13 protein-coding genes are annotated in these 11,171 nt (G+C 53.6%); 9 read left to right on the top strand and 4 right to left on the bottom strand.

Annotated features, from left to right (window positions below):
• Positions 1-55: 55 nt before the first annotated feature.
• Complete coding sequence (gene tldD, locus CDA56_RS12385; protein ID WP_004854666.1) at positions 56-1,501, top strand: metalloprotease TldD; 1,446 nt, start codon at positions 56-58, stop codon at positions 1,499-1,501.
• Positions 1,502-1,559: 58 nt separating this feature from the next.
• Positions 1,560-2,306 carry an L-fucose operon activator gene (gene fucR / locus CDA56_RS12380; RefSeq protein WP_025108485.1) on the top strand — a complete coding sequence of 249 codons (747 nt, stop codon included), beginning with the start codon at positions 1,560-1,562 and terminating at the stop codon, positions 2,304-2,306.
• On the opposite strand, the gene aaeR is transcribed toward fucR, so the two are convergent.
• The gene (gene aaeR / locus CDA56_RS12375) at positions 2,303-3,232 is read right to left on the bottom strand and encodes an HTH-type transcriptional activator AaeR (RefSeq protein WP_004854659.1); all 930 of its coding nucleotides are present in this window, start codon (positions 3,230-3,232) and stop codon (positions 2,303-2,305) included. The genes fucR and aaeR overlap by 4 nt on opposite strands.
• 131 nt (positions 3,233-3,363) lie before the next feature.
• Here aaeR and aaeX point away from each other — a divergent pair, with 131 nt between their 5' ends.
• From aaeX to CDA56_RS12355, 4 genes are all read left to right on the top strand, one after another.
• Positions 3,364-3,567 carry a p-hydroxybenzoic acid efflux pump operon protein AaeX gene (gene aaeX / locus CDA56_RS12370; RefSeq protein ID WP_002918640.1) on the top strand — a complete coding sequence of 68 codons (204 nt, stop codon included), beginning with the start codon at positions 3,364-3,366 and terminating at the stop codon, positions 3,565-3,567.
• 7 nt (positions 3,568-3,574) lie between these two features.
• Positions 3,575-4,507, top strand: a complete 933-nt coding sequence (aaeA, locus tag CDA56_RS12365) for a p-hydroxybenzoic acid efflux pump subunit AaeA (protein ID WP_004854657.1) — start codon at positions 3,575-3,577, stop codon at positions 4,505-4,507.
• A 5-nt stretch (positions 4,508-4,512) separates the two neighbouring features.
• On the top strand, positions 4,513-6,480 hold the full coding sequence (aaeB, locus tag CDA56_RS12360) for a p-hydroxybenzoic acid efflux pump subunit AaeB (RefSeq protein WP_032720724.1): 1,968 nt from the start codon (positions 4,513-4,515) through the stop codon (positions 6,478-6,480).
• Between the two features lie 139 nt (positions 6,481-6,619).
• On the top strand, positions 6,620-6,895 hold the full coding sequence (locus CDA56_RS12355; protein WP_004854654.1) for a barstar family protein: 276 nt from the start codon (positions 6,620-6,622) through the stop codon (positions 6,893-6,895).
• A gap of 50 nt (positions 6,896-6,945) precedes the next feature.
• On the opposite strand, the gene yhcN-B is transcribed toward CDA56_RS12355, so the two are convergent.
• The 3 genes from yhcN-B to argR form a co-directional block, all read right to left on the bottom strand.
• A complete protein-coding gene (gene yhcN-B, locus CDA56_RS12350; protein WP_004106229.1) occupies positions 6,946-7,212 on the bottom strand; it encodes a DUF1471 family stress response protein YhcN-B in 267 nt (88 codons plus the stop codon).
• Positions 7,213-7,314: 102 nt separating this feature from the next.
• On the bottom strand, positions 7,315-7,578 hold the full coding sequence (yhcN, locus tag CDA56_RS12345) for a peroxide/acid stress response protein YhcN (RefSeq protein ID WP_004106226.1): 264 nt from the start codon (positions 7,576-7,578) through the stop codon (positions 7,315-7,317).
• A 354-nt stretch (positions 7,579-7,932) separates the two neighbouring features.
• The gene (gene argR, locus CDA56_RS12340; RefSeq protein ID WP_004106225.1) at positions 7,933-8,403 is read right to left on the bottom strand and encodes a transcriptional regulator ArgR; all 471 of its coding nucleotides are present in this window, start codon (positions 8,401-8,403) and stop codon (positions 7,933-7,935) included.
• Positions 8,404-8,816: 413 nt separating this feature from the next.
• Here argR and mdh point away from each other — a divergent pair, with 413 nt between their 5' ends.
• The 3 genes from mdh to CDA56_RS12325 all read left to right on the top strand — a co-directional run bounded on the left by mdh (position 8,817) and on the right by CDA56_RS12325 (position 11,168).
• On the top strand, positions 8,817-9,755 hold the full coding sequence (mdh, locus tag CDA56_RS12335; protein ID WP_004854646.1) for a malate dehydrogenase: 939 nt from the start codon (positions 8,817-8,819) through the stop codon (positions 9,753-9,755).
• Positions 9,756-9,886: 131 nt separating this feature from the next.
• Positions 9,887-10,531 (top strand): GntR family transcriptional regulator, encoded by a 645-nt coding sequence (locus tag CDA56_RS12330; protein ID WP_025108483.1) that lies wholly within the window; start codon positions 9,887-9,889, stop codon positions 10,529-10,531.
• Positions 10,503-11,168, top strand: a complete 666-nt coding sequence (locus CDA56_RS12325; RefSeq protein ID WP_014227009.1) for a GntR family transcriptional regulator — start codon at positions 10,503-10,505, stop codon at positions 11,166-11,168. Before CDA56_RS12330 ends, CDA56_RS12325 begins: the two co-directional genes overlap by 29 nt.
• The last annotated feature ends 3 nt before the right edge of the window (positions 11,169-11,171 follow it).

Raw genomic sequence — 11,171 nt, 5'->3', positions numbered from 1 at the left:
TAGATAGCCTTTTTTATTTCCGCCCCTGAGGCGGCAACAAACGAGTAGCAAAACGATGAGTCTGAACCTGGTAAGTGAACAATTACTGTCGGCAAACGGCCTGAATCATCAGGATCTGTTTACCATTCTTGGCCAGCTGGCCGAGCGCCGTCTGGATTACGGCGATCTCTATTTTCAGTCGAGCTATCACGAGTCCTGGGTTCTTGAAGACAGCATCATTAAAGATGGTTCGTACAATATCGACCAGGGCGTTGGCGTCCGCGCGGTGAGCGGGGAAAAAACCGGCTTTGCCTATGCTGACCAGATTAGTCGACTGGCGCTGGAACAGAGCGCACAGGCGGCCCGCACCATTGTACGCGACCATGGGGATGGTAAAGTGCATACCCTTGGCGGGGTGGAACATCGTTCCCTCTATACCAGCATCGATCCGCTGCAAAGTATGAGCCGGGAAGAGAAGCTGGATATTCTGCGCCGGGTAGATAAAACCGCCCGCGCGGCCGATAAGCGGGTGCAGGAAGTTTCCGCCAGCCTGACCGGCGTCTACGAGTTAATTCTTGTCGCCGCCACCGACGGCACGCTGGCGGCGGACGTTCGCCCGCTGGTTCGCCTTTCCGTCAGCGTGCTGGTGGAAGAGGATGGCAAACGCGAGCGCGGCGCCAGCGGCGGCGGCGGCCGCTTTGGCTACGACTATTTCCTGGACTCGCAGGATGGCGACGTTCGCGCGGATGTTTGGGCGAGAGAAGCCGTGCGTATGGCGCTGGTCAACCTGACCGCCGTCGCGGCGCCTGCCGGGATGCTGCCGGTTGTGCTGGGCGCGGGCTGGCCTGGCGTCCTGCTGCATGAAGCCGTCGGTCACGGCCTGGAAGGTGACTTTAACCGTCGCGGGACGTCGGTATTCAGCGGCCATATGGGCGAACTGGTGGCCTCTGAGCTGTGCACCGTAGTGGATGATGGCACCATTGCTCACCGTCGCGGCTCCCTTGCCATTGATGATGAAGGCACGCCGGGCCAGTATAACGTTTTGATCGAAAACGGCATTCTCAAAGGCTATATGCAGGACAAGCTCAACGCCAGGCTGATGGGCGTGGCGCCAACCGGTAACGGTCGTCGCGAATCCTACGCGCACCTGCCTATGCCGCGTATGACCAACACCTACATGCTGGCGGGGAAATCTACGCCGCAGGAGATTATCGAATCGGTCGATTACGGCATCTACGCGCCGAACTTCGGCGGCGGTCAGGTGGATATCACCTCCGGGAAATTTGTCTTCTCCACGTCTGAAGCCTACCTGATTGAAAAAGGTAAAGTGACCAAAGCGGTGAAGGGCGCGACGCTTATCGGTTCAGGTATCGAAGCGATGCAGCAGATTTCGATGGTGGGGAACGATCTTAAGCTGGACAGCGGCGTCGGCGTTTGCGGCAAAGAGGGCCAGAGCGTACCGGTTGGCGTCGGTCAGCCAACGCTCAAAGTGGATAAACTCACCGTCGGCGGTACCGCCTGATACTTCTCAAGGCGCTTTCGCCCGCGGCGAAAGCGCAAATCACCTCCGCGGAGTCGCGATGAAAGCCGCGCGTCAGCAGCAGATAGTCGAACTACTCAACCAGCATCACACCTTAACCACCGAAGCGTTGTCCCATCTGCTGCAGGTCAGTATCGAGACCATTCGTCGCGATTTGAGCGAGCTGCAGAAGCAGGGGCGTCTTCAGCGTAGCCACGGGCAGGCGCGCGTTCTCCAGCGTAACAATCACAACGGCGAGAAGCCTTTTCATAGCCGCGTGAAAAGCCATTATGCCCATAAATCTGATATCGCGCGTACGGCGCTGGCGTGGATTGATGAAGGAATGACGATCGCCCTGGATGCCAGCTCAACCTGCTGGTTTCTGGCGCGTCAGCTACCGAATATGACCCTGACGGTGTTTACCAATAGCCATCCGGTCTGCGTAGAGCTGGGCCGCCGTGAGCGGATCCAGCTGATCAGCGCCGGGGGGCAGCTCCTGCGTCAGTATGGTTATTACGTTAATCCGGCGCTGTTCTCTCAGGTCAAATCGCTGGAGATCGATCTGTTTATTTTTTCCTGCGAGGGGATCGATAACGATGGCGTACTCTGGGATTCCAGCGCCAATAATGCCGCCTACAAATCGCTGCTTCTGAAACGGGCGGCACAGTCGCTATTATTAATCGACAAAAGCAAATTTGATCGTTCCGGCGAGGTGCGTATCGGCAATCTCCGCGACGTAACGCAGATTATTTCCGATGCCGGGCCCGATAATCTGTTCTTACCCTCTGTGGCGGGCTCGGGCCGCTAGCGGGCAATCCCCCGGCCGTGCATCCCCTGGTAAATCTTCGCCACCCCGACGAAATACTCAGTCAGGTAATTAATGCATACCTGTACCTTAAGCGGCAGCTTATCTTTCTCGGTATACAGCGCGTATACCGGTCGCGGATCGGACTGGTAGCTCGGCAGCAGGATCTCCAGTTCGCCGCGGTTGATCTCTTCGATCGCCCACATCAGCGGAACGTAAGCCACGCCGACGCCTGCCGTCAGCCAGCGCACCAGCGTCATCGGATCGTTGGTGACGAATCTGCCCTGAGGGATCAGCTTGGTTGAAATCCCTTCCGGAGCGATGATTTCAAATTCGTTATCCGGCCGGACGCTGTATTCCAGCCACGAGTGGCTGGCGAGATCCGCCGGTTTTTCCGGACATCCGGCGTGCTGAAGGTAGCTTTTTGCCGCGCAGAGCACCATCGGCATGGAGCCCAGGCGGCGGGAAAAGAGGCTGGAATCCTGCAGCGCTCCCACGCGAATAACCACATCCAGGCCGTCCGCAATCAGGTCCGGCGCGGGAATGCCTGTGACCAGATTGATTGAGAGACCGGGGTGCTCTTTGAGCATATCGGCGGTTATGCGAGCCAGGACATTCTGTGCCATAGTTGAAGAACAGCCGATGCGCAGCGTACCGATGGGCGTATTGTTAAACGCGTACAGCTGCTCATGGACATCCTGGACTTCGAACAGCATTCGCCGACAGCCTTGATAATATATTTTTCCCGCTTCTGTTAAGCCAAGGCTGCGCGTACTGCGGTTGAGTAGCTTAACCTGCAGTTCATCTTCCAGTTTGGCTACCGTCTGGCTGATGGAAGAAACGCTCATCTGGAGCTGGCGGGCCGCGGCGGTGAATGAACCTAATTCGACCACTCTGGCAAAAACGGACATGCGTTTTAATCGTTCCATTATTCACTCTGGCTTAAAAGTGATTTAGATCACACATTATAGATAAGACCGCAATTGTTACGTTACTATATAGTTAGCTTAATAATAAACGCATCGCGCATATCACCTGTACGCTTCTTATCAAGGTCATCATGAGTCTGTTTCCTGTCATTGTGATTTTCGGCTTGTCGTTTCCGCCGATCTTCTTTGAATTGCTATTGTCGCTAGCCATCTTCTGGCTGGTGCACCGCCTGCTGGTTCCAACGGGCATCTATGATTTTGTCTGGCACCCGGCACTGTTTAATACCGCGCTATATTGCTGCCTGTTTTATCTGATATCACGTTTGTTCGTTTGAGGTTGATGTGAAAACACTAACAAGAAATATCCTCCGTACCGCAATCACTGTGATACTGGTTATCCTTGCATTTATGGCGATTTTTCGCGCATGGGTGTATTACACCGCCTCGCCCTGGACGCGCGATGCGCGTTTTAGTGCGGATATTGTGGCCATCGCTCCCGATGTCTCCGGCCTGATTTCGCAGGTGAATATCAAGGATAACCAACTGGTTAAGAAAGACCAGGTTTTGTTCGTCATTGACCAGCCGCGTTACCAGAAGGCGTTAGCCGAGGCTGAAGCCGATGTCTCCTACTATCAGACTCTGGCGCAGGAGAAGCGCGTCGAAGCCGGCCGTCGTAACCGCCTTGGCGTCCAGGCCATGTCCCGGGAAGAGATAGACCAGGCGAATAACGTTCTGCAAACCGTTGAGCATCAATTAGCCAAAGCGACGGCAAGTCGCGACCTGGCGAAGCTTGACCTTGAACGTACGGTGATTCGCGCCCCGGCCGACGGCTGGGTGACCAACCTGAACGTTTACCGCGGCGAGTTTATCACCCGAGGCTCCACCGCGGTTGCGCTGGTGAAGCAGAATACCTTCTACGTTATGGCCTATCTTGAAGAGACCAAGCTTGAGGGCGTGCGCCCCGGTTTTCGTGCTGAAATTACCCCGCTGGGAAGCGTACACACCCTCAGGGGCACCGTCGACAGCATTGCTGCAGGCGTCACCAATGCCAGCAGCAGCAGCGATTCAAAAGGGCTGGCCTCTATTGATTCTAACCTTGAATGGGTACGTCTGGCACAGCGGGTGCCGGTACGTATTCGCCTCGATCAACAGCAGGGCAATCTCTGGCCTGCGGGTACCACCGCGACGGTGGTGATTACCGGTAAAGAGGATCGCGATACTCGCCAGGCAAACTTCTTCCAGAAACTGGCGATGCGCCTGCGTGAGTTCGGTTAATCGCCATGGGGATCTTCACCATCGAACTCCGGCATCTCCGCTTCGCCGTTAAGTTAGCCTGCGCGGTGGTGCTGGCGTTATTCGTCGGTTTTCATTTTCAGCTGGAAACGCCGCGCTGGGCGGTGCTTACCGCCGCCATCGTTGCTGCCGGCCCGGCGTTTGCCGCAGGCGGGGAGCCTTACTCCGGGGCGATCCGCTATCGCGGGATGCTGCGTATCGCCGGCACCTTTATCGGCTGTATCGCCGCGCTGGCGATCATCATCCTGATGATCCGCGCCCCGCTGCTGATGGTGCTGGTATGCTGCCTGTGGGCCGGATTCTGCACCTGGATCTCCTCGCTGGTGCGGGTTGAGAACTCCTATGCCTGGGGCCTGGCGGGCTATACCGCGCTTATCATTATTATCACTATTCATGAAGAGCCGATGCTGGCGCCGCAGTTCGCCGTTGAGCGATGCAGTGAGATTGTCATCGGTATCGTCAGCGCCATTGTGGCCGACCTGCTGTTTTCTCCGCGTTCGATTAAAAAAGAGATCGACCTTGAACTGGATAATCTGCTGATCGATCACTATCGCCTGATGCAGCTTTGCGTGGCGCATGGTGATAAAGATGACGTCGATAAGGCCTGGAGCGCGCTGGTGCGTCGTACCAACGCGCTGGAAGGGATGCGCGGCAACTTGATCATGGAGTCATCGCGCTGGGCAAAAGTGAATCAGCGGCTGAAGGCGATCAATACCCTCTCTCTGACCTTAATTACTCAGGCCTGTGAAACATATTTGATTCAGAATACCCGGCCTGAGATGGTGACGGATGATTACCGCGAGCTGTTTGCTGAACCGGTCGAGACCGTGCAGGACGTGCACCGCCAGCTAAAGCGGATGCGCCGCTTCTTGACCTGGAAGGGAGAGCACAATACGCCGGTAACAATCTACAGCTGGGTAGGCGCTGCGACGCGCTATCTGCTTTTGAAGCGGGGCGTGGTCGGCAATACCAAAATCAGCCGTATTGAAGAAGAAGTGCTGCAAGGCGAAGTGGTGGTGAAGGCGGAATCCGCCGAGCGGCACCATGCGATGGTCAACTTTTGGCGTACGTCTATCTCCTGTATCCTCGGTACGCTGTTCTGGCTGTGGACCGGCTGGACTTCAGGAAGCGGGGCGATGGTCATGATTGCGGTTGTCACGGCCTTAGCGATGCGTTTACCTAATCCGCGGATGGTAGCTATCGATTTCCTCTACGGCACGCTGGCGGCGTTACCGCTGGGGGCGCTGTTTTTCCTCGTGATTATGCCCGCGACGCAGCAAAGTATGCTGCTGCTGTGTATCAGCCTGGCGGTGATGGCCTTTTTTATCGGCATCGAGGTACAAAAGCGGCGGCTCGGTTCGCTGGGGGCGCTGGCCAGCACCATTAATATTCTGGTGCTCGACAATCCGATGAAGTTTGAATTCAACCAGTTTCTTGATAGTGCCCTGGGCCAGATTGTCGGATGCTTCCTTGCGCTGATGGTGATCCTGCTGGTGCGTGATAATTCGCAGGCCCGCACCGGCCGCGTGCTGCTCAACCAGTTTGTCTCGGCGGCGGTATCATCGCTGACCACCAATATGGCGCGACGTAAAGAGAACCACTTGCCGGCCCTGTATCGTCAGCTCTTTTTGTTGCTGAATAAATTCCCTGGCGATATCGCCCGCTTTCGTCTGGCGCTGACCCTGATTATCGCGCATCAGCGTCTGCGCGATGCGCCGGTACCGATAAATGACGATCTGTCGGCCTTTCACCGGCAGCTGCGACGTACCGCGGATCGCGTCATTTCAGCCAGTAGTGATGATAAGCGCCGCTACTATTTTGCCCGCTTGCTTGATGAACTGGATATCTACCAGCAAAAATTACAGCACTGGGAAGCCTCTCCGCAGGTGACCGAGCCGGTACGAAGGCTGGTGGAGATGCTGCATAAGTACCAGCATGTGTTAACCAACAGCTAACCGCCAGAACCGACGCCGAAGCGTCGGTTTTTTTATCGCTATACTTAACGCTCAGAGTATGAATTCCTCCGTCAGAGTGGAACTACACGCCGGGATGACCGGGCTATGAAAAGTTGCAGGTGTGGACGGGATGCGGGCAATGACTACCTATACCTTTGATTTTGATGAAATAGCTGAGCAGCAGGATTTTTATCGTGAGTTTTCTCGTACCTTTGCTTTAGCGCGTGAGAAAGTGAATAACCTGGATTCTCTGTGGGAAGCCGTGACCGCCGGGCTGTTACCCTTACCGCTGGAGATTGAGTTTATTCATTTAAGCGATAATCAGCGCCGGCGTTTCGGCGCGTTAATTCTGCTCTTTGATGAGGCGGAAGAGGAGCTGGAAGGGGAGCTGCGTTTTAATGTGCGGCAGTCATAAAAAAGCCCCCGACGGAGCGGGGGCAAGTCGTCGGATAAGACGACGAGGGTTTATTTGTACAGCTCAGCCGTAGCGTGCCAGTTATCGCCGGTACGGGCCTCAATAATACGGTAGCTGCTGGCGCCTTCTTTCTCAGCTTTAGCCGCCAGTTCCTGACGCATATCCATCGGCGCGCTGCCTACCTGAGAAACGGAAACGGTGCCCATGGACTGCAGATTTTGCGCCTGTTCGGCGTTCACTTGATTAACGGCGGCGTTTGCGCCGAAAGAGAGAACGGAAGCCAGACCCAGGGATGCGATGATAATTGCGCTTTTCATAATTTTTTCTCCAACCTTAATATTTGCAGCGGCGGGAGGCTTAATGAACCTGGGGCCGCTGGAGAGATTCTGTTTCAGTTAATGACCGACAATCGTTAAATCTTATTTATAAAGTTCAGCCGTTGCGTGCCAGTGGTCACCGGTACGTGCTTCAATAATGCGGTATGAAGAAGCACCTTCTTCTTGTGCTTTTTTGTTCAGCATTTCGTGCATATCCATCGGGGAAGAACTTACCGCGCCGACGGAAACGGTGCCGATTGCCTGACGGCCTTGAGCCTGTTCGCTGTTGATAGAGTCAGCGGCGAAGGCGCCGAAAGACAGAACGGAAAGGATGCTCAATGCTGCTACAGTGGTTTTGATTTTCATGATGTTCACCTCGTCGAATCTTTTTGTTGGGGGTCTTTGTTTCGTGACCCTCATCACAAAATCAAGTATACACTAATCACTGAAAATATTAATACCTTGCTAATTGTTTTTCATGTAAATAATTACAAAGAAATGTCTTTTTTATAACATATAAGAATTAGAAATGTCTTTTCTTCGCCATGCTTGGTCATTATGGCTAATAAAATCATAAGGATAGGTGAATTTGATCTTTTGTGCGCTTAAGCCGGTTTCATCACGTAAATGAATGTATAGAAGCGGAAAAACACACAAAATGTTAAAGAAATGATAATTTTTTGAAGGGATACCCTCCGGCGCTAACCAGAGGGAAGGGCATCAGAGTTCCTGCTCAAACAGGACGAGAATGGCGTCATGCAGCTCTTTAACGGTAAAACCTCTGGCCGGGGTGGTAAAGATAGTGTCATCACCCGCAATGCTGCCGAGAATCCCTTCGGCTTTGCCAAGGGAGTCCAGAAGCCGGGCGATCAGCTGCGCTGCGCCTGGGCTGGTATGAATAACCACGACCGAATCGTTATAATCGATATCCAGCACCAGGTTTTTTAGCGGGCTGGAGGTCGTCGGGACGCCAAGCTCGGCGGGCAGGCAGTAAACCATTTCCATTTTGGCGTTACGCGTGCGTACGGCGCCAAACTTGGTGAGCATACGTGAGACTTTCGATTGGTTGATATTATCGAAGCCTTCCTCTTGCAGGGCCTGAACGATTTCACCTTGAGAGCTGAATTTCTCTTCTTTAAGCAGCGCTTTAAACGCTTTAACCAGTTCTTCTTGTTTTGCCGAACTACGCATAAGTCACCCAATTATGGTGGTAAAAACAACATCATTATGCATAAACATGCATTTTTATGCAAATAATCCGCAGGGGAGAAGCGTAAATAATGTTATGAAGGGCGCATATTTTAGCAAAAAACCCTAATAAGGAACATGCTTTCGTCACGGCGCGCAAATTGCCACAAAAGTAAATGAAATGTTATTAAATGATGTTGTTCTGCTCAATGTGCTGGGTGTATTGTAACCAACAGTCGATCCGGTACTACGCTTTGCTGGATGGTCAGTCTCAGGGAGGAAAATGCGAAGCTGCTGCATCGCTGCGCACGACCACGCATTCTTCAGCCATAATTATTGTAATTGTTCATCTTGTGAATTAAGGTCCAGGCGACGGAGTAACGAAAGACTATTTTAACCATAATAAGGAGTTTAGGATGAAAGTTGCAGTCCTCGGCGCCGCTGGTGGAATTGGCCAGGCGCTTGCCCTACTACTTAAGACCCAACTGCCTTCAGGTTCAGAACTCTCGTTGTACGACATTGCTCCGGTAACCCCGGGCGTGGCGGTTGATCTAAGCCATATCCCTACCGATGTAAAAATCAAAGGTTTTTCCGGCGAAGACGCCACCCCTGCGCTGGAAGGCGCTGATGTGGTGCTGATATCCGCGGGCGTAGCGCGTAAGCCCGGCATGGATCGCTCCGATTTATTCAATGTTAATGCCGGTATTGTGAAAAATCTGGTACAGCAAATCGCCAAAACCTGTCCGCAGGCCTGCGTCGGGGTGATTACCAACCCGGTGAACACCACCGTGGCGATTGCCGCAGAAGTGCTGAAAAAAGCCGGTGTTTACGATAAGAACAAGCTCTTTGGCGTCACAACGCTGGATATTATCCGCTCGAATACCTTTGTTGCCGAACTGAAAGGCAAATCTTCATCAGATGTTGAGGTTCCGGTGATTGGCGGCCACTCAGGCGTGACTATCCTTCCTTTATTGTCACAAATTCCGGGCGTCAGCTTCAGCGAGCAGGAAGTGGCCGATTTGACTAAGCGCATTCAAAACGCCGGTACTGAAGTTGTGGAAGCAAAAGCCGGTGGCGGCTCAGCAACGCTCTCGATGGGACAGGCCGCCGCGCGATTCGGTCTCTCCTTGGTTCGTGCCATGCAGGGAGAGAAAGGGGTAGTGGAATGCGCCTACGTTGAAGGTGATGGTCAATATGCCCGTTTCTTCTCACAGCCGCTGCTGTTAGGCAAAAATGGCGTAGAGCAGCGTCAGTCTATCGGCACGCTGAGCGCGTTTGAGCAGCAGGCGCTGGAGGGGATGCTGGATACGCTGAAGAAAGATATCGCCCTTGGCGAAGACTTTGTGAATAAATAACGTTTCATGAAAAGAAAAGCCGGAGCCTGGGTTCCGGCTTTTTTATGGCTTTCTCCCACCCCTGAATGACTCAACCTGCTGGTAAATCTGCTAAACTCCCCGCGTCTTGAGCGGTAATAAACGAGGACGTTGTGAAAAAAATCGAAAGAAAGCAGACCAGGGACCACATTACGCAAATGCTCCGTTACGAGATCCTTTCCGGTAGCATGAAACCGGGGGATGAACTCGCGCAGGAGAGTATTGCCGAACAGCTGGGGCTTTCTCGTATGCCGGTTCGGGAAGCGCTACAGGCCCTTGAGCAGGAAGGGTTTCTGGTGCGTTTGCCAAACCGCCATATGCAGGTCGCAAGGCTGGCGCCTGACCACGTCAGCCATATTTTCCGGGCCATTGCGGTGATGGCAACGGAGCTTTTTTCATTGGTACCCGCAGCGGCGGGCGAATCGCTGGCGGCCAGCGCGCGCGCGCTGGGGCATCCCGGTGAGCGAGCGCGAGAGCTGGCGTTCCACGAGACGCTCATTTCTTATATTGATAATCGCTATCTGGAAAAAATTTATCAGCAGTTTTTGGATGGTTATATCGGTTATGTCATTCTGTATCTGAAAGAGGATAATCAAGAGTCGGCGCAAATACTCAGCTCTCTGATGGAGGCTATTCGTCAGGGCGATCGCGCCGAGATCGCGCAGGAAACGCAGCGTTATTTCCTCTCTCTGGCAGAAATAATGCGTCAACACATGAAGGATTGGGAAAGTGCAGAAGCCTCGATTAGGGAAAATTAAGCTTCTTTCAGCGAAAGAGCAGGTCGCGGCAGTATTACGTAAAGCTATACTGTCGCGAGATTTAGTTGAAGGGCAAGAAATTACCCTTGAAGGGATCGCCACCATGGTCGGCGTGTCCAGTATGCCCGTGCGTGAAGCGTTTCAGATACTGGCTGCGGATGGGCTGATTAAAGTCCGGCCCAATAAAGGGGCGGTCGTGCTGGGAATTAACGAACAAACGATCCGCGAGCATTATGAGATTCGCGCGCTGCTGGAGAGTGAAGCAGTCGCTAAAGCGTGTCGTCCCGGGACGGACATTTCGCGCATTGCCGAAGTGCATTACTCTGCGGAAAAAGCGCTGGCGGAAAATAACTCAGCTGAATATTCAGACCTGAACCAGGCGTTTCATATGGAGATATGGAACGCGGCGGGAAATGGCAAAATGAAGCTGCTGCTCAGCAATATGTGGAACGGGCTTTCGATGGGGCATAAGGTCACTGAGGAAGAGTACGCGATCATTTCCATCCGCGAGCACAAGGGGATTTTACAGGCCCTGGAGCAGCATAATGAAGCGCTGGCGCGCCAGCGAATGCGCGAGCATATCATCCGTTCGATGGAGAACATGCTAACGCGCTACGTCGAAGAACCTTCCGCTTGATCG

This window comes from Klebsiella michiganensis (genome assembly GCF_002925905.1).
Taxonomy (GTDB): Bacteria; Pseudomonadota; Gammaproteobacteria; order Enterobacterales; family Enterobacteriaceae; genus Klebsiella; species Klebsiella michiganensis.
This window is presented reverse-complemented; position numbering and strand designations above follow the sequence as displayed.

What these genes read in the sequence shown, in the direction of transcription:
- tldD (WP_004854666.1), top strand. Translation starts at nt 56, where the DNA reads ATGAGTCTGAACCTGGTAAGTGAACAATTACTGTCGGCAAACGGCCTG.
- yhcN (WP_004106226.1), bottom strand. Translation starts at nt 7,578, where the DNA reads ATGAAAATCAAAACCACTGTAGCAGCATTGAGCATCCTTTCCGTTCTG.
- aaeB (WP_032720724.1), top strand. Translation starts at nt 4,513, where the DNA reads ATGGGGATCTTCACCATCGAACTCCGGCATCTCCGCTTCGCCGTTAAG.
- aaeX (WP_002918640.1), top strand. Translation starts at nt 3,364, where the DNA reads ATGAGTCTGTTTCCTGTCATTGTGATTTTCGGCTTGTCGTTTCCGCCG.
- CDA56_RS12355 (WP_004854654.1), top strand. Translation starts at nt 6,620, where the DNA reads ATGACTACCTATACCTTTGATTTTGATGAAATAGCTGAGCAGCAGGAT.
- aaeR (WP_004854659.1), bottom strand. Translation starts at nt 3,232, where the DNA reads ATGGAACGATTAAAACGCATGTCCGTTTTTGCCAGAGTGGTCGAATTA.
- argR (WP_004106225.1), bottom strand. Translation starts at nt 8,403, where the DNA reads ATGCGTAGTTCGGCAAAACAAGAAGAACTGGTTAAAGCGTTTAAAGCG.
- fucR (WP_025108485.1), top strand. Translation starts at nt 1,560, where the DNA reads ATGAAAGCCGCGCGTCAGCAGCAGATAGTCGAACTACTCAACCAGCAT.
- mdh (WP_004854646.1), top strand. Translation starts at nt 8,817, where the DNA reads ATGAAAGTTGCAGTCCTCGGCGCCGCTGGTGGAATTGGCCAGGCGCTT.
- yhcN-B (WP_004106229.1), bottom strand. Translation starts at nt 7,212, where the DNA reads ATGAAAAGCGCAATTATCATCGCATCCCTGGGTCTGGCTTCCGTTCTC.